This is a genomic window from Agromyces protaetiae (genome assembly GCF_030866785.1).
GTDB classification, from domain to species: domain Bacteria; phylum Actinomycetota; class Actinomycetes; order Actinomycetales; family Microbacteriaceae; genus Agromyces; species Agromyces silvae.
Map to the genome: position 1 here is coordinate 1,225,990 of NZ_CP133018.1, position 24,650 is coordinate 1,250,639.

Here is a 24,650-nt window from a genome sequence, read left to right on the forward strand (position 1 = left end):
GCTCACGAACCGCGGATCGCGACGGGTCGACGGCGAGCTCGGCAGCGGGTCCGCGGTCAGGCGCGGGCCGGGCGCGGCGGGGCGGCATGGCGGCCGCGTTCGGTGAGCGGATGCCTCGGGGCGGGCGCTGCGGCCGGGGCGACCCGTTCGAGGCGGCGGATCGCCCGGCGCTCGGCGTCGGCGATCTCGTCGGGCGAAGCGGTGGCGAACAGGCGATCGGTGTCGCGCGCGGCGAGATGCTGCGCGGCGGCGACGTGTGCGAGAAACATGGGGGAGTCCTTCAGTCATGGCGGCCGGGGAAGGCCGATGTGCTCCACGGTGCTCGCGGACGGAATCGGCCGGAACCGAGCGGGCCCGCAGAGCCACTCCGGGCGTACACTGAGGGTCTCTCGGATTGGGGGCCTCGAATGTCCACGATCGACCTGCTGGCCGGCCTTGCGACGCTGGCGTTCGCCGGTGTCTTCATCGGGTGCTCGGTGCTCGCCTCTGGCGGGCTCTCGCTCGAGCGTCGTGCCGAGCTGATGGAGCGGCGGGACCCCGCCGGCGCCGCCGCGCTGCGGCGGGCGCAGACCCTCCACGACCTGTCCTACATCGGCATGTTCGGTGACGAGGCGTTCGGGGCGGTCTGCATGCCGAGTCGCCGTTCCTCGCTCGACATGGCCATGATCCGCGCGTCGGACGCCGACCTACGGGTGGAGCCGCCCGAGGAGGCGCTGCCCCCGATGCCCGCGACGGTGACCGCGCTCGCCCGCGGGTCGCACGTCGCGCTCAGCCGGCGGGCGGCGCGAAGAGCTCGGGCCACCATCCGGCGGCGAGCGGGTATCCGATGAAGGAGACCATGTCGAGGATCCAGTGCGCGATGACGAGCGGCATCGTGCGGCCCCATCGCTGATAGCACCAGCCGAAGACGATGCCCATCGCGACGTTGCCGGCGAAGGGCCCGATGCCCTGATAGAGGTGGTACGTGCCGCGGAGGAGTGCGCTCGAGAGGATCGTGGCCCACGGGCCGACCCCGAGCTCGCGCAACCGGGTGAAGAGGTAGCCGACGACGATGAGCTCCTCGGTGAGGGCGGCCTTGAGGGCTGCGAGCACGAGGATCGGGATCGTCCACCAGTGCGTGTCGAGCGGTGACGGCACGACCGCGACGGTGATGCCGAGCGCGCGACCGGCGGCGTACAGCGCGAGACCGGGCACCCCGATCACGAGGACGAGGCCGAGACCGGACGCGAGATCGCGAGCCGGTCGGGTGAGGTCGAAGCCGATGCGGCGGAAGGGGCTCTGCCCGGGCCGCCACAGGAGGTAGAGCACGAGGGCGACCACGGCCAGCCCGAACACCACGTCGAGGAATTGGTAGGTGAAGTCCAGCCATTCCCGGCTCGACCGCGACTGGTTGATGGCGGCGGACTGCTGCGACAATGGCCGTTCGTCGGTCAGGCGCGCGACGATCGACACGATGGAGTAGACCGCGGATGCCCCGAGCGAGAGGGCGAGCACGATGGCGATCTCGAGCCGCACTCGCGACGCCGAAGGCTCGCGCTGCGGCTGATCGCGATCGCCATGATCGAGCGCGGGATGCATGCACCGATCTTCGCATGCACCCGAACCGCCACATCTGCGCAAGAGACGCAATATTCCTGCGCATCTGCGCAAAAATCAAGTCCCACAACGGGGTCTAGATTTCGCGTCGATAACAGTTTCCATTCCGGTTTGCTTCGCCTGGACCCGATTCTTAGGCTGCTAGCACTATGCGCAGGCTCGGCCAGAAGCCGTCCTGCCTGCGCGAATCCACAGGAGGAACAATTGAAGACCAAGAGAATCGGCGTCGCCGCCATTGCTCTTGCAGCGGCCGGCGCGCTCGTGCTGACCGGCTGCGCGAGCGGCGAGCCTGAGTCGAGCGGTGCTGCCAGCGACTCGGCCATCATCTCGGTGAACAACACCGAGCCGCAGAACCCGCTGGTCCCGACGAACACCAACGAGGTCGGCGGCGGCAAGATCGTCGACTCGATCTTCGCGGGCCTGATCACCTATGAGGCCGACGGCACAGCGGTCAACGACGTCGCCGAGTCCATCGAGACCGAAGACTCGCAGACCTACACGATCACCGTTCGTGACGGCCTGACCTTCACCAACGGCGAGCCGGTCAACGCGCAGTCGTTCGTCGACTCGTGGAACTACGCCGCGGCGCTCGACAACGCCCAGTTCGGCAGCTACTTCATGAAGTCGATCGAGGGCTACAGCGCCGACGAGAACGTCCCCGAGATGTCGGGCCTCACGGTCGTCGACGACCTGACCTTCACGGTCAAGCTCTCGCAGCCCGAGTCCGACTTCCCGCTGCGACTCGGCTACTCGGCGTACATGCCGATGCCGGCCGCGGCGTTCGAGGACATGGAAGCCTTCGGTGAGAACCCGATCGGCAACGGGCCGTACATGCTCGACGGCGAGGGCGCATGGAAGCACAACGAGGGCATCAAGCTCGTCGTGAACCCCGATTACGACGGTCCGCGCGTGCCGCAGAACGGCGGCATCGACATGCGGTTCTACGCGTCCGCCGACGCGTCGTACGCCGACCTCCAGGGCGGCAACCTCGACATGGTCGACGAGATCCCCGACTCGGCGCTCACCTCGTTCCAGGACGAGTTCGAGGGCTCGGTCAACCAGGCCGCGGCGCTCAACGCGACGCTCACCTTCCCGCAGGACCGGATGCCGCACTTCTCGGGTGACGAGGGCAAGCTCCGTCGCGCCGCCGTCTCGATGGCGATCGACCGCGAAGAGGTCACCGACGTGATCTTCTCCGGCAGCCGCATCCCGGCCAAGGACTTCTCGTCGCCGGTCATCGACGGCTTCTCCGAGGACATCCCCGGCTCCGAGGTGCTCGAGTTCAACCCCGAAGAGGCTGCTGCGAAGTGGGCCGAGGCCGACGCGATCTCGCCCTGGTCGGGCACGCTCGAGATCGGCTACAACGCCGACGGCCCGAACCAGGGCTGGGTCGACGCGGTCGCCAACCAGCTGAAGAACAACCTCGGCATCGACGCGGTGGGCACGCCCTACCCGACCTTCGCCGAGTTCCGTGACCTGATCACGACCAACCAGAACACCATTGCGACGCGTGCCGGCTGGCAGGCCGACTACCCCGCCCTGTACAACTGGCTCGGCCCGCTGTTCGGCACGGGTGCGGCGTCCAACGACGGTGACTACTCGAACCCCGAGTTCGACGCACTCCTCTCGGAGGGCCTCGGCGCCTCGTCGCCCGAGGCGGGCATCGAGAAGTTCCAGGAGGCCGAGGCGATCCTCTTCGAGGACCTCCCCGTCATCCCGCTGTGGAACACCTCGGCGCTCGGCGCGTGGAACTCGAACCTCAGCAACGTCGAGTTCGGATGGAACTCGGTCCCGCTGTTCCACGAGATCACCAAGAGCGAGTAATTCTCGTTCTCGGCTACCTCGGGGGTACACTCTGAGGCGCCCGTGGGGCGGCAGTCCGATCGGACTGCCGCCCCACACCCACGTGCCCATCCACCGTGCATGCTCGCGTAGCATTTTCTGGAGGGCTTCTCCAACCGTGAGGTTTTTCATGCCATCCATTTCGGAAAGCCGGGCCTGATCCATGGCCGGATATATTCTGCGCCGACTGCTGCAGGCGATCCCTGTGCTGCTCGGCACCACGTTCCTGATCTATTTCATGGTGTTCGCCATGCCCGGCGACCCGATCGCCGCCCTGTTCGGCGACAAGCAGCCGCCACCCCAGGTGATCGAGCAGCTGCGCGAGCGGTACAACCTCGATCAGCCGTTCATCGTCCAGTACCTGCTGTTCCTCGGCGGCATCTTCCGTGGTGACTTCGGGGTGTCGTTCTCGGGCGAGCCGGTCACCGACATCCTGGCCCGCACGTTCCCGGTGACCCTGCAGCTCGCCATCCTGGCCGTCTTCTTCGAGATGGTCGCCGGCGTCACGATCGGGCTCATCTCGGGTCTGCGCAAGGGCGGCATCTTCGATGCGAGCGCCCTCGTGGTCAGCCTCATCCTGATCTCGCTGCCCATCTTCGTGATCGCGTTCACCGCGCAATGGCTCTTCGGCATCCAGCTCGGCTGGTTCAGAACGACCGTCGGCGCCGGAGCCCCGATCCAAGACTTGATCCTGCCCGCCCTGGTGCTTGCGACGATCAGCTTCGCGCAGATCGTCCGACTGACACGGGCGTCCGTCATCGACACCGACGGGCAGGACTTCGTGCGCACGGCCGCGAGCAAGGGCCTCTCGCGCGGCCGCATCATCCCGGTGCACATCCTGCGCAACTCGCTGATCCCGGTCGTGACCTACCTTGCCGTCGACTTCGGCGTGCTCATGGTCGGTGCGACCGTGACCGAGGGCATCTTCAACGTGCCGGGCGTCGGCCGCACGCTCTACCAGGCGATCATTCGAGGCGAAGGGCCGACCGTGGTCTCCTTCGTGACCGTCATGGTCCTGATCTACCTCGTGGTGAACCTGCTGGTGGATCTGTTCTACGCCGTTCTCGACCCGAGGATCCGCTATGTCAAGTAAGACCCGATCGACCCAGGCGCATTTCGTCGCCCCGGTCGAAGAGACGCCGCTCGTCGCGATCGACGCGGTCAAAGCCGAGGGGAAGCCGTCCAACCTCTGGCGCGACGCCTGGAACGACGTGCGCAAGCGCCCGATGTTCTGGATCTCGTCGGCCCTGATCCTCATCGTCGTGGTCGTCGCCCTGTTCCCGGGCTGGTTCACCCAGACCCCGCCGAACAACGACTGCCTCCTCGCGAACAGCAACGGCGGCCCGGCCCCCGGTCACCCGCTCGGGTTCACCAAGCAGGGCTGCGACATCTACTCGCGGATCATCCACGGCACGTCGACCTCGCTCTCGGTCGGCCTCATCGTGACCTTCCTCGTCGCCTTCCTGGGCATCCTGTTCGGCGCCCTGGCCGGCTTCTACGGCGGCTGGGTCGACTCGGTGCTCTCCCGCGTCGGCGACATCTTCTTCTCGATCCCCTACATCCTCGCCGCGGTCGTCGTCATGTCGGTTCTCTCGGCGTACCGGAACGTGTGGGTGATCTCCCTGGCGATCGGTCTGTTCGCCTGGCCGGCCACGGCACGTGTGCTGAGAGCCGAGATCCTCAGGGTGAGGAACTCGGACTTCGTCATGGCGGCGACGGCCCTCGGTGTCTCGCGCTTCCGCATCCTGCTTCGGCACGTGCTGCCGAACTCGATCGCCCCGGTCATCGTCATCACGACGATCTCGCTGGCCTCGGCGATCGTCGCGGAGGCGACGCTGTCCTTCCTCGGCGTCGGCCTGCCCTCGTCCACGATGTCGTGGGGCAATGACATCGCCCAGGCGCAGGTCGACCTGCGTACGGCGCCGCAGACCCTCATCCTCCCGTCGATCGCGCTGTCGGTGACCGTTCTCGCGTTCATCATGCTCGGCGAGGTCATCCGCGACGCGCTCGACCCGAAGGCGAGGGCCCGGCGATGAGTGAGACCACGATCGGATCGAACATGCAGCACGACGCAGCGAACGCCGAGCGCCCGCTCCTCGAGATCAAGGACCTCGAGGTCGGGTTCAAGACCCAGACGGGCATGGTCAAGGCCGTCGACGGCGTGAACATCACGCTCTACCGCGGTCAGAGCCTCGCGATCGTCGGTGAGTCGGGCTCCGGCAAGTCGACGACCGCGCACGCGATCATCAACCTGCTCCCGGGCAGCGGTCGCGTCACAGGCGGGGAGATCCTGCTCGACGGGCAGGACCTGACCAAGGCGTCCAAGAAAGAGATGGAGTCGGTCCGCGGCCGCAAGATCGGCTTCGTGCCCCAGGACCCGATGTCGAACCTCAACCCGGTGTGGTCCATCGGCTTCCAGGTCGAAGAGGGCATCCGCGCGAACGGCATCGCGACCGGGCGCAAGGAGGTCAAGAAGCGCGCGATCGAGGTGCTCAAGCAGGCCGGCCTGCACGACGCCGACCGGCGGCTGAAGCAGTTCCCGCACCAGTTCTCCGGCGGCATGCGGCAGCGTGTGCTGATCGGCATGGGACTCGCGGCCGACCCGCAACTCCTGATCGCCGACGAGCCGACGTCCGCGCTCGACGTCACGGTGCAGCGCGTCATCCTCGACCACCTCGAGTCGCTGACCCGTGAGCTCGGCACGACCCTGTTGTTCATCACGCACGACCTCGGCCTCGCGGCCGAGCGTGCCGAGCAGCTCGTGGTCATGTACAAGGGCCGCGTCGTCGAGTCGGGGCCGTCGCGCGAGATCCTCGAGAACCCGCAGCACCCGTACACGCAGCGACTCGTGGCCGCGGCCCCGAGCCTCGCGTCGCGCCGCATCCAGGCGACCGGCAGCATTCACGCCGCCGAGGAGTCGATGAGCGCCGACGCGGAGTCCGCCGCGGGTGAGGCGATCGACCTGATCGCCACGGCCGAGGCCCGCGCCGAGGCGCTCGAGTCCGCAGCGTCGCAACCGCCCGCGATCATCGTCGAGAACCTCACGAAGGTCTTCAAGATCCGCGGATCGGGCGACTTCACCGCGGTCGACCAGGTGTCGTTCCAGATCCCGAAGGGATCGACGACCGCGCTCGTCGGCGAGTCGGGTTCCGGGAAGTCGACCGTCGCGAAGATGCTGTTGAAGCTCGAGAGCAGCACCTCCGGCAAGATCGTCGTCGGCGGCAAGGACCTCGCGAGCGTCACCGGCAAAGAGCTGTTCGACCTGCGCAGCCGCATGCAGCCGGTCTTCCAGGACCCGTACGGCTCGCTGAATCCGCTCCGCAACATCGGCAATACCATCGGCGAGCCGCTGAACACCCACAATGTGGGCACGCGTGCGACGCGGCGCGAGCGGGTATTCGAGCTCCTCGACCAGGTCTCGCTGCCGCGGACGCTCGCGGGGCGGTACCCCAATGAGCTGTCCGGCGGTCAGCGTCAGCGCATCGCGATCGCGCGGGCGCTTGCGTTGAAGCCCGAGATCCTCGTCCTCGACGAGGCCGTCTCGGCGCTCGACGTGCTCGTGCAGGCGCAGATCCTCCGGCTGCTCGCGGACCTGCAGGGCGAGCTCGACCTGACCTACCTGTTCATCACGCACGACCTCGCGGTCGTCCGAGTCATCGCGGACCACGTGTGTGTGATGCGGAAGGGCAAGATCGTCGAGGCCGCGACCACCGACGAGGTGTTCGAGACCCCGAAGGAGCAGTACACGAAGGACCTGCTCGCGGCGATCCCTGGAGCGAACCTCAAGCTGGGCGCGTAGCGCCCCGCACGAACGGATGCCTCGGCCGCAGAACTGCGGCCGAGGCATCCGTCGTCTCCGGGGCGAGCTGAAGCGAGCTGCGCATGCGGCGCAGCGCCGCGCGGGCCAGCCATATCTGTCGATCCCTCCCTTGCTCAGGAACGCTGCGTGGACACGCCGGCGCTGTGCGCCGCAGCTGCGGCGTGTCCTGCGGATCTTCCTGAGCAAGGACACCGGGCCCTCCGGGCCGAGCTGCTCCTGAGCCGGGTACCCGGCGCGTGCCGGTACACTGGGTGCGGCGTGCGCCCGGTTCTGGTGCGCTCGCTTCCCAGATCTCTCGCCGCAGGCTGGCGTCCGTGCTGCCGCAGCGTCCATCTCACGCAAGGACTTCTTTCATGGCCAAGGCCACTCGCAACGACCTGCGCAACGTCGCGATCGTCGCCCACGTCGACCACGGCAAGACCACGCTCGTCGACGCCATGCTCAAGCAGACCCACTCGTTCGCCGAGCACGCGCACGTCGACGAGCGTGCCATGGACTCGAACGAGCTCGAGCGCGAGAAGGGCATCACGATCCTCGCGAAGAACACCGCGGTCGAGTACCGCGGTGCGCACGCGAACGGCGGCTCGGTCACGATCAACGTGATCGACACCCCGGGCCACGCCGACTTCGGCGGCGAGGTCGAACGCGGTCTGTCGATGGTCGACGGCGTGGTGCTGCTCGTCGACGCGTCGGAGGGTCCGCTGCCGCAGACCCGCTTCGTGCTGCGCAAGGCCCTCGAGGCACGGCTGCCCGTCATCCTGCTGGTCAACAAGACCGACCGCCCCGACGCGCGCATCGACGAGGTCGTCGCCGAGAGTCAAGACCTGCTGCTCGGCCTCGCGTCCGACATGGCCGACGACGTGCCCGACCTCGACCTCGACGCGATCCTCGACGTCCCCGTCGTGTACGCCTCCGGGAAGGCCGGCCGCGCGTCGGCGAACAAGCCCGAGAACGGCCAGCTGCCCGACAGCGAGGACCTCGAGCCGCTCTTCGCGGCGATCCTCGAGCACGTCCCGGCGCCGACGTACGACGACGAGGCGCCGCTCCAGGCGTGGGTCACGAACCTCGACGCCTCACCGTTCCTCGGCCGCCTCGCGCTGCTGCGGGTGTTCAACGGCACCATCAAGAAGGGGCAGACCGTGGCGTGGGTGCGTCACGACGGCTCGCACTCGAACGTGCGGGTCACCGAGCTGCTGAAGACGAAGGCGCTCGAGCGGTTCCCGGCCGACGACGCCGGTCCCGGCGACATCATCGCGGTCGCGGGCTTCGAGAACATCACGATCGGTGAGACGCTCGCCGACCCCGAGGATGTGCGCCCGCTGCCCGCGATCCACGTCGACGACCCCGCGATCTCGATGACGATCGGCACGAACACGTCGCCCATCGTCGGCAAGGTCAAAGGCCACAAGCTCACCGCACGCATGGTGAAGGACCGGCTCGACCGCGAGCTCATCGGCAACGTGTCGCTCAAGGTGGTCGACATCGGCCGGCCCGACGCGTGGGAGGTGCAGGGTCGTGGCGAGCTCGCGCTCGCGATCCTCGTCGAACAGATGCGTCGTGAGGGCTTCGAGCTGACGGTCGGCAAGCCGCAGGTGGTCACGAAGACCATCGACGGCAAGGTCCACGAGCCGTACGAGCACCTGACGATCGACGCGCCGGAGGAGTATCTCGGCGCCATCACGCAGTTGCTGGCCGCCCGCAAGGGCCGCATGGACAACATGGCGAACCACGGCACGGGCTGGGTGCGCATGGAGTTCATCGTGCCGAGCCGCGGGCTCATCGGCTTCCGCACCGAGTTCCTCACCATCACGCGCGGCACGGGCATCGCGAACGCGATCTCGCACGGCTACGACGTGTGGGCGGGCACGATCACCACGCGCAACAACGGCTCGATCGTGGCCGACCGCGCGGGCGTCGTGACGCCGTTCGCGATCATCGCGCTGCAGGAGCGCATGACCTTCTTCGTGAACCCCACGGAAGAGGTCTACGAGGGCATGGTCATCGGCGAGAACTCGCGCAACGACGACATGGACGTGAACATCACGAAGGAGAAGAAGCTCACGAACATGCGTTCGTCGACCGCTGACACCTTCGAGTCGATGACGCCGTCGCGTCAGCTCACGCTCGAGGAGTGCCTCGAGTTCGCACGCGAAGACGAGTGCGTCGAGGTCACGCCTGAGAAGGTGCGTATCCGCAAGGTCGAGCTCGATGCGACGGCGCGGGCCCGCGCCGTGTCGCGGCTCAAGAAGCAGGGCTGAGCGCCGACCGGCGGGGCTGCCGGCTGAGCGAGCGGATGCCTCGCGCCACGGATGCCATGAATACGGGTGGCGGCGCGAGGCATCCATTCATTCGCATTGATGAAATCCTCAAGAACCGAGGAGGTTCTTGCCAGGGGAGCCACGTACCGTGGCGTGCGTCCGTTATCGCATCGTGACCTGCGCGTGCCTTTCCCGCGTTCCCTACAGGCCGGTGCGGAGCCCGAACCCCCTGAACTCCCTGCATATATGAGCTCCAGCCTGCGTGGCCGCCGTGCGGCCCCCATCACCACCCCTGCCCGCCCCTCCCGCCGCCGCACCGCGCGTGCCGCCCTGCCCGCGCTGGCGATGACCTTCGCCGGCGGCCTGCTGCTCGCCACGAGCGTGCCCGCCATCGCCGTCTCGGCGACGGCGGAGGGTCCGGTGGACAGCGTCTACGAGCCTGTCGTGCACGACGAGATCCTCGCCGCTCCACAGCAGATCACCGTCGACAGCGACGCGACCCCCAGAGCGGTGCCCGCCGAGGCATACTCGGTCGAGGCCGCACCGCCGCCGATCATCTCCGAAGTCGCGAGCCTCGGTGCCGTGCCGATCCTCAACACCGACCTGGTCGTGTGGCCGGTGCTCGACCCGTCGCGCACGAGCGACGGGTTCGGCCCGCGCTCCGCGCCCTGTTCCGGTTGCTCGACGAACCACGACGGCGTCGACTTCAACCCGGGCGCGGGCACGCCCGTGATGTCGATCGCCGACGGCGTGGTCGTGCTCGCGACCGAGGCCGGCGGCGGCCTCGGCGTCAACGTCGAGGTGCAGCACAACATCGACGGCGAGCTCATCACGAGCTCGTACGCCCACATGCAGTACGGCTCGCTCGCCGTGTCGGTCGGCCAGCAGGTCACCGCAGGCCAGCAGCTCGGCCTCGTCGGGTCCACCGGTCAGTCGACCGGACCGCACCTGCACCTCGAGATGTTCGGGGCCGACGGCGTGCGGTTCGACGGCTTCGCCTGGCTTCACGCCCGCCTCGGCTGACCGCGCACCGTCCGCTCGCGCGACACCCGGTCGTGTTGTCGCGCGAATCGCCCGTAGCCCGGCAGGGATGGGGCGATTTGCGCGACACCGGGGCGTGGTGTGGCTCGGGGCCGGACGGGCTCGGGCGGGCTGGGGCGCCGCGGTCAGGCCCCGAAGCGCGGCTCGCGCTTCTCGAGGAACGCGGCGACGCCCTCGCGCATGTCCTCCGTGCGGAACGCGTCGCCGAAGCCCTCGATCTCGAGCGCGCTCGCGCGCTCGGTCGGCGTGCCCGCGGCGTCGGTCAGCACGCGCTTCGCCAGGGCGACGGCCGACCAGGAGTTCGCAGCGACGGCGTCGATCGTCTCGCGCGCGCCGGCGAGCAGCGACGCCCGGTCGGGGAAGCGCTTGGCAACGAGCCCGGCCGCGACGGCCTCGTCGACGTCGATGCGCCGCCCGGTGTAGATGAGCTCCCGGGCCCGTGCCGGGCCGACGAGCCGGGGGAGCCGCACCGTGCCGCCGAAACCGGGGATGAGTCCGAGGTGCACCTCGGGCTGGCCGAAGGCCGAGGAATCCGTCGCGTAGATCAGGTCGCACGCGAGCGCGATCTCGAGCCCGCCACCCAGCGCGAACCCGTCGACCGCGGCGATGACGGGCGCGGGGAACGCTTCGATCGCGGCCGCGGCCTCGTGGCCGAGTCGAGCGAGCTCGGTCGCGTCATCCGCCGACAGCTCCGACATGGCCCGGATGTCGGCGCCCGCGATGAACGCGCGCCCGCCCTCGCCCGTGAGGATGACGCCTCGCACGGCGGCCCCGTCGTCCGTGAGCTCGGCGAACGCCGCGATGAGCGCCCGGAGCACCTCGGCCGAGAGTGCGTTGAGCGCCTTCGGCCGGTCGACCGTCACGATCGCCACCGCACCGTCGCGCTCGATGCGTACGGGTTCCGCCTGCTCGTTCACCATGGTCGTGAGTCCCTCCGATCGCCCGGTCGTCTCCGGCTCACGCTACCGCGCGACGCGCCGATGCACCCCGTCGAGTCACGTGCGACCGGATCTCGGGACGCCTGCTCCTGCGGCGGTCGCGACTCGACCGGCGGACCCCAGGGCCAGGGCGGGTTCAGCTGCCGGCGGTACACTTCGACGCATGCGCACCCCCCGCCACTCCCGAGTCATCGCGGCGCTCTTCGCCGCCGGAATCGCCGCAGCGGCACTCACCGGGTGCACGGCGGGGCCGCTGCAGGACATCGTCGGCCAGCAGGCCGAGGAGGCCATCGAGGGCGCGACCGGGAACGACGTCAACCTCGGCGGCGGCGAACTGCCGACCGGTTTCCCCGGCGAGGTGCCGCTCGTCGACGGCGAGATCTCGTTCTCGGCCGGCAGCGGCGGCGCCGAGGGCTGGATCGTCACGATCGATCCGCAGGCCGCCGACGCGGTCGCCGCGGCGACCGCGGCCCTCGAGGCCGGCGGGTTCCTGCCAGAGGCCGCCTTCGAGGGGGTCGACCTCGGTGCGAAGATCTTCTCGAACGGCACCTATCTCGTGCTGCTCTCCGGCGACGATCAGGGCGTCATGTACACCGTCACGCCAGTGGCGCAGTGAACGCGATGACCGCCGCGAGCACGACACCCTCGACCGCGGCTCCGCGCAATCCGATCATGCTCGGCATCGCCGGGTTCCTCGTCGGCGTGCTGTTCGGTGCGGTCGGCACGATCGGTCACCGGCATGCGATCCGCCTGGGCGAGGTCACGATCCCCTGGGGCCTCGTGGCCGCGCTCGCGGGCGTCGCGGCGCTCCTCATCGGCCTGCGGCTGCTCGCCGGCCGGCTCGCGGCGGGAGCGGCCGCGCTGGGCGTGATCGCGATCGTGGCCCTCTTCTCGCTGCCGGGCCTCGGCGGCTCGATCCTCGTTCCCGGGACGATGGTCGGCACCGTCTGGGCCGTCGGCCCCGCGCTCATCGCGGTGTTCGTCGTCGCCTGGCCCTCGTCGAGCGCGTTCCGCCGCAGCGGTCCGGCCGCGGGCGCGGGGGCAGCCGCACCCCCGGCGTCCGCGGCATAGACTGAATTGCACCCGCAGCTCCTCGAAGGGAATCGCGCCCACCGTGACCTATGTCATCGCTCTTCCGTGTGTCGACCTCAAAGACCGCGCCTGCATCGACGAGTGTCCCGTCGACTGCATCTACGAGGGCGACCGCATGCTGTACATCCACCCCGACGAGTGCGTCGACTGCGGTGCGTGCGAGCCGGTGTGCCCGGTCGAGGCGATCTACTACGAAGACGACCTGCCCGAGCAGTGGGCCGACTACTACAAGGCCAACGTCGAGTTCTTCGACGACGTCGGCTCCCCGGGCGGCGCGGCGAAGATCGGCGTCATCCCGAAGGACCACGCCGTGGTCATGGCCCTGCCGCCGCAGGATCACTGACGTGGGGCTCGGCGCCCTCCCCGACTACCCGTGGGACCTGATGACCCCGTACCGGGAACGCGCTGACGCGCATCCCGGCGGCGTCGTGGACCTGTCGATCGGTTCACCGGTCGATCCGACCCCCGAGCTCATCCGCGACGCGCTCGCTGCGGCGACCGACGCGCATGCCTATCCGACGACGGTCGGCACGCCGGCGCTCCGTCAGGCGATCGTGGATTGGTACGCGCGCCGCCGCGGCGTGCCCGGGCTCACGGTCGCGCAGGTGCTGCCCACGATCGGCTCGAAAGAGCTCGTGGCGCTGCTGCCGTTCCTGCTCGGCCTCGGTGAGGGCGATGTCGTCGTGCATCCTCGCGCCGCGTACCCGACCTACGAGATAGGTGCGGTGTTCGCGGGTGCGACGTCGTTCGCGTCCGACCATCCGGCCGAGTGGCCCGAAGCCACGCGGCTGGTCTGGCTCAACAGCCCTGGGAACCCCGACGGCCGGGTGCTCGGCGTCGCCGAGTTGCGTGCCGCGCGCGCTCGGGCACGCGAGCTCGGCGCCTGGATCGTCGCCGACGAGTGCTACGCAGAGCTCGGCTGGGAGGGCGGCTGGGCGGATGCCCCGGTGCCGAGCCTGCTCGATCCGCGGGTCACCGACGGCGACCTCGACCGCACGCTCGCGATCTACTCGCTCTCGAAGCAGTCGAACCTGGCCGGGTACCGCGCCGCGTTCGTCGCCGGCTGCTCCGATTCGATCGCACGGCTGACGACGGCCCGCAAGCACGCCGGTCTGATGCTGCCCGCGCCACTGCAGGCGGCGATGACCGTCGCGCTCGGCGACGATGCGCACGTACGAGCCCAGAAGGCCCGCTACCGAGCTCGCCGCGAGGTGCTGAAGCCCGCGCTCGAGGCCGCCGGGTTCCGCATCGACCACAGCGAGGCCGGGCTCTATCTCTGGGCGACCGAGGGCCGCGACGCGTGGGAGTCGATCGGCCGGCTCGCCGACCTCGGCATCGTGGCCGGTCCCGGTCACTTCTACGGCGTGCATTTCCCCGAGCACGTGCGGCTCTCGCTGACGGCGACCGATGATCGCGTGGCATCCGCCGCCGATCGTCTGCGGGCCGCACGCGGCTGACCAGCGTTGTGGATGCCGTGCAACGTCCGGGCGCATGACTTGGCGGATGCCACAGTGTGCCGTGGGCGCGTCTAGGCTGTAGTGGGCCGATGGCGCCGTCCGGCGCCCGGCAGAAGAGGGTGACCGCGCAAGTGACGATCACAGGAGGCGCCGTGAGCGACGTCCAGAACCCCGCGACCGGGCAGGCGCCCGCGTCCGCGAAACTGAACTTCCCCGGCGGCTCCGCCGAGTTCCCGATCCGCCCGGCGGTCGACGGGGCCTCGAGCATCGACCTGTCGACGCTCACCCGGCAGACCGGCTTCACGGGCCTCGACTACGGCTTCGTCAATACCGCCTCGACGGAGTCGGCGATCACCTACATCGACGGCAACCAGGGCATCCTGCGCTACCGCGGGTATCCCATCGAGGAGCTCGCCGAGCACTCCACCTATCTCGAGGTCGCCTGGCTGCTCATGTACGGCGAGCTCCCCACGGCCGACGAGCTGGCCGAGTTCGACGAGAAGATCCGCCGGCACACCCTGCTGCACGAAGACCTGAAGCGGTTCTTCTCGGCGCTGCCGCACACGGCGCACCCGATGGCCGTGCTCTCGAGCGCGGTCGCCGCCCTCTCGACGTACTACGAGGACTCCTCCGACCCGCACGACCCCGCTCACGTCGAGCTCACGAGCATCCGCCTGCTGGCGAAGCTGCCCGTGATCGCCGCGTACGCGCACAAGAAGAGCATCGGGCAGGCGTTCCTGTACCCCGACAACTCGCTCGACTTCGTCGAGAACTTCCTGCGCCTGAACTTCGGCAACATGGCCGAGCCGTACACGATCGACCCGACCCTGGCGAAGGCGCTCGACCGGCTGCTCATCCTGCATGAGGACCACGAGCAGAACGCGTCGACGTCGACGGTCCGCCTCGTCGGGTCGACGGGGGCGAACCTGTACTCGTCCATCTCCGCCGGCATCCAGGCCCTCTCAGGGCCGCTGCACGGCGGCGCCAACGAGGCCGTGCTGCAGATGCTCGGCCGCATCCAGGAGTCGGGCGAGGGCGTCGCGAAGTTCGTCGAGCGCGTCAAGCGCAAGGAAGACGGCGTGAAGCTCATGGGCTTCGGCCACCGGGTGTACAAGAACTACGACCCGCGCGCGAAGATCGTCAAGCAGTCGGCCGACTCGGTGCTCGAGGGCCTCGGCGTGAGCGACCCGCTGCTCGACATCGCGAAGGAGCTCGAGCAGTTCGCGCTCGAAGACGACTACTTCAAAGAGCGCAAGCTCTACCCGAACGTGGACTTCTACACGGGCGTCATCTACAAGGCCATGGGCTTCCCGACACGCATGTTCACGGTGCTGTTCGCGATCGGCCGGCTGCCGGGCTGGATCGCGCACTGGCGCGAGATGAACCTCGACCCGCACACGAAGATCGGGCGCCCGCAGCAGCTCTACACGGGCGAGCCCGAGCGGCACCTGCCGCGGCGCTGAGCGCTACTCGACCGGCGAAGGGGTGAGCTTCAGCGTGTCGCGCGCGGCGGCCTCGACGGCTTCGCGCGTGTGCGGCCAGTCGATGAGTTCGCCGTGCTGCCACTTCGGCGTCTGATCGGCGTAGTGCGGGTGGAACGCGTGTCCTGACGCGCCTGTGAGGTTGATCCAGCGCGACCGATCGACGTCGGCGAGGTCGATGACCATGCGCATGGACGGCACCCAGCGCACCTCGTACCCCTCCTGCGCATCCCAGCTCATGGCGTTCGGGATCGCCGAGCCGCCGCCGACCTCGTACGGTCCGCGGTTGAACAGCCACTCGATCGGTGCGATGCCCGACTCGCCGAAGCTCTGATTCGTGAGCGTGAGCGTGTGCAGCCGGCCCCAGCGCCACCGCTCGGGGTCGTCGCCCAGGCGGTCGCTCGCTTCGGCCCATGCGCTCGCGAGCGCGTGGGCGATCACCGCGTCACGACCCGAGCTGCCGGACTCCGCGTCCGTCCACCACGCCGACTCGGGTTCGTCGATGAGCCGGTCGACGACCGAGATCCATCGGTCGCCGCCCGACGGTTTCGTGCCATCGGGCAGCTCGGCGAACATGCAGTCGAGCAGGTTGCGCCAGAAGACTGCGAAGTACGCCGCCTCGGCGCTGTCGGCGTCGGCGCGCGCGTCCCATCCGGCGAGCAGCTGCTGCCCACGGGCGGCGTCGCCGTCGAGCTGGAGCGACTGGATCAGGGGAACGAGCGTCTCGGCGTTCGCGTCGGCCGTGTCGAGCTGGATGTCGGCGAGGTCGTCGGAGGTGATCGGTGCGCCGCTCGCGACGAGTGCGTCGATGCGCTGTTCGATCGAGCGGGCGCGATAGCCGAGGTCCCAGTCCATCGTGAGCAGGGGTGCGTCGGCCGCGACGGCGTTGTTCGCCGTCACGATGTATCCGCGGGCCGGGTTGAGCTCGTGCGGCAGCTGGTCGAACGGGATCGATCCCGCCCATCCGTTCGCGCTTGTCCACCCGGGCAGCGGCACGGTGCCGTCGCCCGCGAGGCGCACCGGGATGTCGCCGGGGGCCTGGTAACCGATGTTGCCGTCGACGTCCGCGTACACGAGGTTCTGCGCCGGGACGTCGAAGAGGGCGGCGGCGGCGCGGAACTGGGCCCAGTCCTGCGCCCGGTTCATCGCGAAGACGGCCTGCGGCGTGGTGCCCGGGGTGAGCGCCGTCCACTGCAGGGACAGGGCGATCTCGCCGCCGCCGGTGTCGATGCCGGCCGCGGCGGGGTAGTCGCCCGCCACGGTGGCGTAGGCGCCGCCGAGGTCGGTCACGATCGGCCCGCGTGCGGTCGAGCGCACGGTGATCGTTCGAGGGTCGCCGCCGGCGACCTCGATCGTCTCCTCACGGATCGCGAGTGGGACCTGCGCACCGTCGAGCTCGTATGTCTCGGCGCCGGCGCGTTCGAGGTAGAGGTCCGCCACGTCGGGACCGAGGTTGGTGAAGCCCCATGCGATGCGCGCATTGTGACCGATGATGACGCCGGGCAGCCCGGCGAACGTGTAGCCCGAGACGTCGAACGTGCAGTCGTCGTCGATGGTCGCGCAGGCGAGGCCCATCTGCGCCCACACCGAGGGCATGGAGGCGCCGAGGTGCGGGTCGTTCGCGAGCAGGGGCAGGCCGGTCTCGGTCAGCGAGCCGGCGACGACCCACGAGTTGGATCCGATCTCGTTGCCGGCGGGACCGAGCAGCTCGGGCACGGCGTCGAGGTTCGCGCGGAGCGCGGCGAGGACGGATGCCTCGGCGAGGGCGGATGCCTCGGGCTGGGCGGATGCCTCGGGCTGGGCGGATGCCTCGATCGGGACCGGCGCTCCGTGCGATGCCGGTGCCGCGCCGGCGGGGGAGCCGAGGATGGTCGGCATCTCGCCCCACGCGAATCCCGGATGGAGCCGGGCGACCTCCTCGGGCGGCAGCGCCGTCGCGAGCAGCGCACGGTCGACCTCGTCCTCGAGGTTGGAGCGCAGGTCCCACGCCATGGCCTTCAGCCAGGCGATCGAGTCGACGCCGCTCCAGGGCTCGGGGGAGTAGCCCGGGTTCTGCAGCGCGAGCACCGCGTACTCGAGCGACAGGTCGGCCCCGCTGCGCTGGTCGAGGTAGGCGTTCACGCCCTCGGCGTAGGCGTCGTAGAACGCGCGGCTGGTCTCGTCGAGCATGGTGTACTCGACCTCGGCGATGCCGCGCCAGTTCAGCGTGCGGATGAACGCATCGGTCGGCACCTGCGACTCGCCGAACAGCTCGGCGAGTCGCCCGGCGGTGACGTGCCGACGAAAGTCCATCTCCCAGAACCGGTCCTGCGCGTGCACGAAGCCCTGCGCGAAGAACAGATCGTGGTCGTTCTCGGCGACGATGCTGGGAATGCCGGAGGCGTCGCGCATGACCGTGACGGGCTCGCGCAGGCCGCTGACCTCGAGTTCACCCGAGGTGGTGGGGAAGGAGCGCTGCACGGTCCACCAGCCCAAGCCGGCCGCGACGGCGACGAGGACGAGCACGGCGATCAGCAGCCAGATCAGGAACCGCAGCCATCGTTGACCGCCCGTTCTCGGCGCATCCGTGCCCACAACCACTCCTTCGTGATCGCAACGTCGCACCCGCCGTCGGGTACGGGAGATCTACCGTACTACGCCGTGAAGCCCACCAGGTCGCTGCATCCAGTGAGAGGTCGCCGACCACGAGGCGGTCACCGTCTGATCCCTCGGTGCGGGTACGTCGAACGAGCGCGCGCACCCGGGCGAGCAGTTCCTCATACGCGAAGGGTTTTACGATGTAGTCGTCGGCGCCCGCGTCGAGCCCGCGAACGCGATCTCGCACCGCGTCACGTGCCGTCACCATGAGGATCGGGGTGCGGTCGCCTCCGGCCCGCAGCGCTCGACAGAGTTGTACTCCGTCCATGCGTGGCATCATGACGTCGACGAGCAGCAGGTGGGGCCGTACTTCTGGGACGGCTTGAAGCGCTTCGGCACCGTCGACTGCCGTCGACACGTCGTAGCCTTCGAATCGGAGTGAGCGGGCGAGGGACTCTCGCAGCGCAGGCTCGTCGTCGACGATGAGCACCTTCATGCGGCGATTCTCATTCGACTTCGTAAGCGCGGCCTAAGAGGTGCTCGACAGATATCCGCGCGAGAATCCGACGGCGACGGCCGCCGCGCGGTCCTTGACGTCGAACTTCGCGTAGATGTGCAGCAGGTGCGTCTTGATCGTCGCCTCGCTCACGAAGAGCTGGCGTGCGGCCTCACGGTTCGACATGCCGCGCGCGATCAGCTCCAGGACCTCAAGCTCGCGTTTGGACGGGGTCGTCGATGCGGGCTGGCGGAGTTGCCCGAGAAGCCGGTTGGCGACTGCGGGAGCGAGGCTGGTCTCGCCCCGTGCTGCGGCCTCGACGGCGCGGAACAACTCCTCGCGGGGCGCGTCTTTGAGGAGGTAGCCGGTCGCTCCCGCCTCGACGGCGGGCAGCACATCGCTGTCGGTGTCGAACGTCGTGAGCACGAGGACGCGGGACGTCACCCGACGCTCGGCCAGCTCACGGATCGCGGTGACCCCGTCGCCGCCCGGCATGCGGAGATCCATGAGGATCACGTCGGGCGAGAGCCGCGCTCCGAGCGCGACCGCCTCGGCACCGTCGCCGGCCTCGCCGACGACCCGGAATCGCGGGTCTGCCGAGAACATGCCGCGCAGGCCGTCCCGGACCACCGGGTGGTCATCCACGATGAGTAGTGAGATCACTGCGCTCCTCCTGCGGGAATGGCCGGCACGGTGGCCGAGATCGCGGTGCCGGCGCCCGGCTCCGACTCGATGTCGAGGCGACCGGCGAGTCGCTGTACGCGCTGCCGCATGCCCGCCAGACCGAACCCGCCGCCCGGGGTGCGCCGAGCCGCAGCGGGCTCGAAGCCGACGCCGTCGTCCCTGATGTCCAGCGTCACCAGGTCGTCCATGTACGACAGGGTGAGGCCGACGCGGTCGGCGTGGGCATGTTTGGCGACGTTGTTCAGCGCCTCCTGCGCCGCACGGAAGAGGGTCACCTCGACCTCGGCGTGCAGCGGGCGCGGATCGCCGGTCGTCGTCAACGACGCGGGGATCTCGTGCGCCGCTGACCATCGCCGGGTGACTTCGCCGATCGCGTCGGGGAGTTTCGCCTCAGCGAGCGCGTGAGGTTCGACGGCGTGGACGGTGCGGCGGGCCTCGATCAGGCTCTCTCGCGCCAGTCCCAGCGCCGTCGTGACATGGCGGCGGGCGGCGGAGGGGTCGTCGAGCACCTGCTCGGCGGCTTGCAGCTGGGTCAGGATGCCCGCGAGGCTCTGCGCGAGTGTGTCATGGATCTCCCGAGCCATCCGTTGCCTTTCATCGAGCACCCCGGCCTCGCGCGCCTGGACGAGCAGTTGGGCGTGCAGGCCCGCGTTCTCCTCCAGTGCCGCCTCGAGCTTCACGTTCGCCTGGTGCAGCGCCGCCAAGGCCTCCCGCTGCTTGCCGCTGTGCTGGTCCGAGACGGTGGCCGAGCGGAAGAACGCGGCGGCCAGCGCGGTGCTCACGACGCTGATCGCCGCCCACAGCCACCAGCCGTCATCGTCGATCCGATCGATGCCGCCCACATAGGAGATCGACATGATCGCCGAGGTGGCGGCGACCCCGACGTACCGCCATCCGCTCCGGAGGAAGAGGAACGCGTGCGGATAGCCGACGAACGCGAAGATGCCGTACCAAGGCGCGGTGACGACGAGCGCGGCTGAGAGCACCATGAGGCCGATGTAGTAGAGCCCCATGAGTGGCGCGTTCCGGTGCCACTTCGGGCTGAGCGTGTAGAGGCCGACGAGCCAGACGGTCATAGCGAGCGTGAGGCCGAGCGCGGCCGCGATCACCTGCGGGCCGCCCCAGAGCGGCTGCAGGAGCGTGATCAGGGTGCTGATCGCGAGGAGCACGTATGGGAGCGCCTTGATGTAGGTGATCTCCCGGCGTTCCCAGCGGTCGTACTCCTCGCGCAGCTCGGCCTCGATGCTCATGGTCTACTCCCAGCGGAAGTATCGCGCAGCCAGGGCGCCTGCGACGATGGTCCACCCCAGCATGACAGCCACGTGCAGCAGCTGCGGCCACTCACCGGCGGCGGCGTCCTGCAGCGCCTGCACTCCGGCGCCGAGCGGCGTGAAATCGCTGATCGTCCGCAGGACATCGCTCATCGCGTCGCGGGGGATCCACAGCCCCGCGAAGAACAGCATCGGGAAGAACAGGACGAGCCCGATCGCGCTCGCGGCCGCGCCGCTCGGTGCCAGGGAAGCCACGAGCAGCCCGACAGCGAACATCGCGAGCGCCGTGAGCAAGTACGCGGTCAGATATGCGGCCGGCAGCTGCGGCAGCTCCACGTCGAAACCGAACCGGGCGATGCCCAGCACGGCCACGAGCGTGAACAGGGACATCACCGTCGACATGATGAGCAGGGCGCCGAGCATGGCGACGGGCCTGACCGGGGTTGTCCGCATTCGGCGGAGCACGCCCTTCTCACGGTACGTCGCGAACTGCTGGGGCAGTCCGGTGATCGCCAGCGTGGTGATCGCGATCGCGACGACGATGGGGGTGTAGATGTCGATGAGGCGCAGGCCGCCGAGGCCTTCGTTCGGTTCCCGGAATGACGGAATCAGGCCGAGCACGACGAGGAGCACCGGTGGAAGGAGCAGCGCGAAGATAACGCTGATCGGCTCGCGGAAGAACAGCCTGGATTCGGTGGTGGTGAGTCGGTAGAGCGCGGACACGTCGGTCTCCTAATCTTCGATCGGTCGGCCGGTGAGGGCGACGAAAGCGTCGTCGAGCGTGGCCTGCTCGACCCGCAGGTCGGCCGCCACGATCTGGTGGCGGGCGAGGGTGGTGGTCACCGCGAGCAGCAGGTTGCCGGTGCCGGTGACCACGAGCTGACCGCCGGCGTGCTCGACGGAGTCGACCTCGGGGAGCTCGGTCAGCAGGCCGTGGTCGAACGACGGGGTGGGTCGGAATCTGACGCGCTGCCGATCTTCGACCTTCGCGATCAGTCCGGCCGGGGTGTCCAGCGCCACGAGCTTGCCGGCATCGATGACCGCGATGCGGTCGCAGAGCCGCTCGGCTTCCTCCATGAAGTGGGTGACGAGCAGGATGGTGACGCCGCGGTCGCGGATCGTCTCGATGAGGTCCCAGACGTCGCGACGCGCCTGCGGGTCGAGCCCGGTCGTGAGCTCGTCGAGCACGACGACCTTGGGATTCCCGATCATCGCGAGCGCGACCGACAGTCGCTGTTTCTGGCCGCCGGACAGGCGTCGGAACTGGAACCCGATCTTGTCGGTGAGGTGCAGGGCGCCGATGAGTTCCCGCCAGTCGACCGGATCGCGGTAGAACGAGCTGTACAGCTCCATCGCCTCTCCGACCTTCAGCTTGTCGGGCAGTTCGCTCTCCTGGAGTTGCGCGCCGAGCAGTTGACGGAGTTCGCCGGTGTCGCCCTGCGGGTCGATGCCGCACACACGGATCGACCCGCCGTCCCGGGGGCGCAGCCCCTCGATGCATTCGACCGTGGTCGTCTTCCCTGCACCGTTCGGCCCCAGGATGCCGAAGATCTCTCCTTCTCTCACGGAGAAGCTGACTCCGTTCACGGTCGTGTGCGCGCCGTAGCGTTTGACCAGCCGGTCCACCTCGATGATTGCCATGCTTCGAGCCTCGGCCGACGGCCGCCGCACCGAATCAACTGAGCGGCTTCCAGCTGAGTGGCTGCGGCGGATTCGTGAATCAACCGATCGGTTGATGGCAAGTTCACTACCGGATATGTCGATCTGCGGCGGATCCTTCTTCGGGCCCCTGATATCGCCAGGATCTACAGGTCGCAGCGGATCGGATCGTTCGTGTAACGATACGTGTTCGGGATGTTCAGCTCGGCCACCGAGCCGTTCCACGTGAGGGTGTAGCCGCGGCCCGTGAACGGCCGGTGCATCTCGTCCGCGGCGTAGCTGCGCTTCCAATCGACGATGATCGACCCGGACTGGACGATGCCGACGGCTCCGCCGCTGGTCTTCAGGACCGCCCGTTCGTCGACGACGATCCGGCACCCACCCGGACTGGTCTCAGGGAGCACCAAGTACTCGGCGATGAAGGCGCGCGACATCGACTCCAACCCGGATGCGATCCCGCCGACGATCAACGACAGCCCGGCAAGGATCACGACGACCGCCGAGGTCGCACTACGCACCACCTTCCGCCTAGGGCGTGTTGCTAAACCCATTGGAGCGTCGCGGCGAGGCAGAGGGCGGCGTGGTAGTTCCGGGCGGTCTTGTCTGAGCGCATCGCGATGCCGCGCCACTGCTTGAGTTTGTTGAAGCAGTGCTCGACGACGTTCCGGCCCTTGTAGCGTTCCCGTTGTTCGTGACCGAAGTCGATGGGCCGGCCGGGTTTCTTGCGTCGGTGGGCGATCTGGTCGTCGCGTTCGGGGATCGTCGCGGCGATGTCGCGCTCGCGCAGCCAGGCCCGGTTTGCCTTCGACAGGTAGCCCTTGTCCGCGAGCACCCGGTCCGGTCGTGACCTCGGCCTGCCGGCGCGACCCGGAACGCGGATCTGGGCGAGCGTGTCGATGAGCATGCTCGTATCCGCGGCCTGTCCGGGCGTGAGCACGAACGCCAGCGCCCGCCCCTTGCCATCGCAGGCCAGGTGGTTCTTGGTCGTCAGCCCGCCCCGGGAACGGCCGATCGCGTGATCAGGTGGCTCCGCCCCGAACTTCTTGTAGTTCGACCGCGCCCCCTGTGTCCCGCGTGAGAGTTGCGCCGTGCTGGTGCACACGCACGACCGTAGAGTCGATCGAGGCCACCCAGTCCAGCTCGCCGCGTTGGTGCGACAGCGACTGCACCTTCTCCAGCACGCGTGCCCACACGCCCTGCTCGGACCACCGGTTGAAGTTCTTGTAGATCGTGTTCCAGTTCCCGAACCGCTCCGGGACATCCCGCCACGGCGCGCCCGTCCGATAGCGCCACGCGGTCGCCTCGACCACCGCCCGCCGTTCCACCGGCGGACGCCCGGTCGCCTTTGGGATCGGGAACAGCGGACCGATCACAGCCCAGGCCTCATCGGAGATCTCAGTACGCGACACACCTCAAGCCTCACCCGCACGCCACCGATCAGCCTTTAGCAACACGCCCTAGGCGTGCAGTGCGGTGTTCAAGGTCACGCCCGCGCCCGAGCGTTCGAGCACCTCGACCTGGCCGGTGAGCGAGTTCCGGCGGAAGAGCAGGTTCGGCTGTCCGGACAGCTCGGCGGCCTTGACGGTACGCGGGGCCTCACCCGTGGCACCGACGACCGCCACCTTGGTGCCCGCCGTGACGTACAGACCGGCCTCGACGATGGTGTCGTCGCCGATCGAGATGCCGATTCCCGAGTTCGCGCCGAGCAGCGCACGCTCGCCGATGGAGACGCGCTGGGTGCCGCCGCCCGACAGCGTGCCCATGATCGAGGCGCCGCCGCCGATGTCGGAGCCGTCCCCGACCACCACGCCCTGCGAGATGCGGCCTTCGACCATGGAGGCGCCGAGCGTGCCGGCGTTGAAGTTCACGAAGCCCTCGTGCATGACCGTGGTGCCCGGCGCGAGGTGCGCGCCGAGGCGGACGCGCGAGGCATCCGCGACCCGCACCCGCTCGGGGGTCACGTAGTCGAGGAGGCGCGGGAACTTGTCGAGCCCGGTCACGTGGATGCCCGCGCGCTGCAGCGCCGGGCGCAGCCGGTCGAAGTCGGCGGGGCGCACAGGCCCGGCGTTGGTCCACGCGACGTTCGGCAGATGCCCGAAGACCCCCTCGAGGTTGACGGTGTTCGGCGCGGCGAGCAGATGTGAGAGCACGTGCAGGCGCAGGTAGGCATCCGACGTGCCGGCCGGCGGCGCATCGAGGTCGATCTCGACCGTGACCGGCTCCACCGTGACCGCACGTCGCTCGTCGGCGCCCGCGAGCGCGAGCACGTCGTCGTCGAGCGGCGCCGCGTCGGCGGGCCGTGCGCCGAGCGCGGGCGCCGGGTACCAGGTGTCGAGCACGGTCCCGTCGCTCGCGCGGGTGGCGAGGCCGTGACCCCAGGCGAGGCGGGCAGGGGAGGAGGCGGCGTCGTTCGAGGGCATGCCTCCAGCGTATCGAGA

Annotated in this window: 23 protein-coding genes and 1 pseudogene; 12 read left to right on the top strand and 12 right to left on the bottom strand. The window is 69.1% G+C overall.

Going from position 1 to position 24,650, the window contains the following annotated elements:
- Window positions 1-56: 56 nt before the first annotated feature.
- Window positions 57-269 (bottom strand): hypothetical protein, encoded by a 213-nt coding sequence (locus QU602_RS05735; protein WP_308799275.1) that lies wholly within the window; start codon window positions 267-269, stop codon window positions 57-59.
- Window positions 270-407: 138 nt separating this feature from the next.
- Between QU602_RS05735 and QU602_RS05740 the strand changes: the two genes are divergently transcribed.
- Window positions 408-830: a hypothetical protein gene (locus QU602_RS05740; RefSeq protein WP_308799276.1), complete on the top strand. Its 423-nt coding sequence runs from the start codon at window positions 408-410 to the stop codon at window positions 828-830.
- On the opposite strand, the gene QU602_RS05745 is transcribed toward QU602_RS05740, so the two are convergent.
- On the bottom strand, window positions 769-1,578 hold the full coding sequence (locus QU602_RS05745; protein ID WP_308799277.1) for a CPBP family intramembrane glutamic endopeptidase: 810 nt from the start codon (window positions 1,576-1,578) through the stop codon (window positions 769-771). The genes QU602_RS05740 and QU602_RS05745 overlap by 62 nt on opposite strands.
- A gap of 222 nt (window positions 1,579-1,800) precedes the next feature.
- Between QU602_RS05745 and QU602_RS05750 the strand changes: the two genes are divergently transcribed.
- The 6 genes from QU602_RS05750 to QU602_RS05775 all read left to right on the top strand — a co-directional run bounded on the left by QU602_RS05750 (window position 1,801) and on the right by QU602_RS05775 (window position 10,539).
- The gene (locus QU602_RS05750; protein ID WP_308799278.1) at window positions 1,801-3,420 is read left to right on the top strand and encodes a peptide ABC transporter substrate-binding protein; all 1,620 of its coding nucleotides are present in this window, start codon (window positions 1,801-1,803) and stop codon (window positions 3,418-3,420) included.
- Between the two features lie 181 nt (window positions 3,421-3,601).
- Window positions 3,602-4,531, top strand: coding sequence for an ABC transporter permease (locus QU602_RS05755; protein ID WP_308799279.1), 930 nt, complete (start codon window positions 3,602-3,604; stop codon window positions 4,529-4,531).
- Window positions 4,521-5,474 (top strand): ABC transporter permease, encoded by a 954-nt coding sequence (locus QU602_RS05760; RefSeq protein ID WP_308799280.1) that lies wholly within the window; start codon window positions 4,521-4,523, stop codon window positions 5,472-5,474. Before QU602_RS05755 ends, QU602_RS05760 begins: the two co-directional genes overlap by 11 nt.
- Complete coding sequence (locus QU602_RS05765; protein ID WP_308799281.1) at window positions 5,471-7,237, top strand: ABC transporter ATP-binding protein; 1,767 nt, start codon at window positions 5,471-5,473, stop codon at window positions 7,235-7,237. Before QU602_RS05760 ends, QU602_RS05765 begins: the two co-directional genes overlap by 4 nt.
- A gap of 374 nt (window positions 7,238-7,611) precedes the next feature.
- On the top strand, window positions 7,612-9,516 hold the full coding sequence (gene typA / locus QU602_RS05770; RefSeq protein WP_308799282.1) for a translational GTPase TypA: 1,905 nt from the start codon (window positions 7,612-7,614) through the stop codon (window positions 9,514-9,516).
- Window positions 9,517-9,762: 246 nt separating this feature from the next.
- Window positions 9,763-10,539, top strand: a complete 777-nt coding sequence (locus QU602_RS05775; protein ID WP_308799284.1) for a M23 family metallopeptidase — start codon at window positions 9,763-9,765, stop codon at window positions 10,537-10,539.
- Between the two features lie 143 nt (window positions 10,540-10,682).
- Here the strand turns inward: QU602_RS05775 and QU602_RS05780 are convergent, their stop codons facing one another.
- Window positions 10,683-11,477 (bottom strand): enoyl-CoA hydratase/isomerase family protein, encoded by a 795-nt coding sequence (locus QU602_RS05780; RefSeq protein WP_308799285.1) that lies wholly within the window; start codon window positions 11,475-11,477, stop codon window positions 10,683-10,685.
- A 181-nt stretch (window positions 11,478-11,658) separates the two neighbouring features.
- On the opposite strand from QU602_RS05780, the gene QU602_RS05785 reads away from it, so the two are divergent.
- The 5 genes from QU602_RS05785 to QU602_RS05805 all read left to right on the top strand — a co-directional run bounded on the left by QU602_RS05785 (window position 11,659) and on the right by QU602_RS05805 (window position 15,507).
- On the top strand, window positions 11,659-12,111 hold the full coding sequence (locus QU602_RS05785; RefSeq protein WP_308799286.1) for a hypothetical protein: 453 nt from the start codon (window positions 11,659-11,661) through the stop codon (window positions 12,109-12,111).
- The gene (locus tag QU602_RS05790; protein ID WP_308799288.1) at window positions 12,108-12,566 is read left to right on the top strand and encodes a hypothetical protein; all 459 of its coding nucleotides are present in this window, start codon (window positions 12,108-12,110) and stop codon (window positions 12,564-12,566) included. The genes QU602_RS05785 and QU602_RS05790 overlap by 4 nt, the downstream gene beginning before the upstream one ends.
- A gap of 43 nt (window positions 12,567-12,609) precedes the next feature.
- Window positions 12,610-12,930: a ferredoxin gene (gene fdxA, locus QU602_RS05795; RefSeq protein WP_308799290.1), complete on the top strand. Its 321-nt coding sequence runs from the start codon at window positions 12,610-12,612 to the stop codon at window positions 12,928-12,930.
- A gap of 1 nt (window position 12,931) precedes the next feature.
- Complete coding sequence (gene dapC / locus QU602_RS05800) at window positions 12,932-14,044, top strand: succinyldiaminopimelate transaminase (RefSeq protein WP_308799292.1); 1,113 nt, start codon at window positions 12,932-12,934, stop codon at window positions 14,042-14,044.
- Window positions 14,045-14,247: 203 nt separating this feature from the next.
- The gene (locus QU602_RS05805) at window positions 14,248-15,507 is read left to right on the top strand and encodes a citrate synthase (RefSeq protein ID WP_308800094.1); all 1,260 of its coding nucleotides are present in this window, start codon (window positions 14,248-14,250) and stop codon (window positions 15,505-15,507) included.
- 3 nt (window positions 15,508-15,510) lie between these two features.
- Here the strand turns inward: QU602_RS05805 and QU602_RS05810 are convergent, their stop codons facing one another.
- From QU602_RS05810 to dapD, 9 genes and pseudogenes are all read right to left on the bottom strand, one after another.
- Window positions 15,511-18,030, bottom strand: a complete 2,520-nt coding sequence (locus QU602_RS05810; protein WP_308800095.1) for a penicillin acylase family protein — start codon at window positions 18,028-18,030, stop codon at window positions 15,511-15,513.
- Window positions 17,954-18,598, bottom strand: coding sequence for a response regulator transcription factor (locus QU602_RS05815; protein ID WP_308799293.1), 645 nt, complete (start codon window positions 18,596-18,598; stop codon window positions 17,954-17,956). The genes QU602_RS05810 and QU602_RS05815 overlap by 77 nt, the downstream gene beginning before the upstream one ends.
- A gap of 33 nt (window positions 18,599-18,631) precedes the next feature.
- A complete protein-coding gene (locus QU602_RS05820) occupies window positions 18,632-19,261 on the bottom strand; it encodes a response regulator transcription factor (RefSeq protein WP_308799294.1) in 630 nt (209 codons plus the stop codon).
- Window positions 19,258-20,532, bottom strand: coding sequence for a sensor histidine kinase (locus QU602_RS05825; RefSeq protein ID WP_308799295.1), 1,275 nt, complete (start codon window positions 20,530-20,532; stop codon window positions 19,258-19,260). The genes QU602_RS05820 and QU602_RS05825 overlap by 4 nt, the downstream gene beginning before the upstream one ends.
- Before the next feature lie 3 nt (window positions 20,533-20,535).
- Window positions 20,536-21,276 carry an ABC transporter permease gene (locus QU602_RS05830; RefSeq protein ID WP_308799296.1) on the bottom strand — a complete coding sequence of 247 codons (741 nt, stop codon included), beginning with the start codon at window positions 21,274-21,276 and terminating at the stop codon, window positions 20,536-20,538.
- Between the two features lie 9 nt (window positions 21,277-21,285).
- A complete protein-coding gene (locus QU602_RS05835; RefSeq protein WP_308799297.1) occupies window positions 21,286-22,194 on the bottom strand; it encodes an ABC transporter ATP-binding protein in 909 nt (302 codons plus the stop codon).
- A 164-nt stretch (window positions 22,195-22,358) separates the two neighbouring features.
- Window positions 22,359-22,730, bottom strand: a complete 372-nt coding sequence (locus tag QU602_RS05840; RefSeq protein ID WP_308799298.1) for a hypothetical protein — start codon at window positions 22,728-22,730, stop codon at window positions 22,359-22,361.
- 23 nt (window positions 22,731-22,753) lie between these two features.
- Window positions 22,754-23,621 (bottom strand): annotated as a pseudogene (locus tag QU602_RS05845) (IS5 family transposase).
- Window positions 23,622-23,669: 48 nt separating this feature from the next.
- Window positions 23,670-24,632: a 2,3,4,5-tetrahydropyridine-2,6-dicarboxylate N-succinyltransferase gene (gene dapD / locus QU602_RS05850; protein ID WP_308799299.1), complete on the bottom strand. Its 963-nt coding sequence runs from the start codon at window positions 24,630-24,632 to the stop codon at window positions 23,670-23,672.
- Window positions 24,633-24,650: the final 18 nt, after the last annotated feature.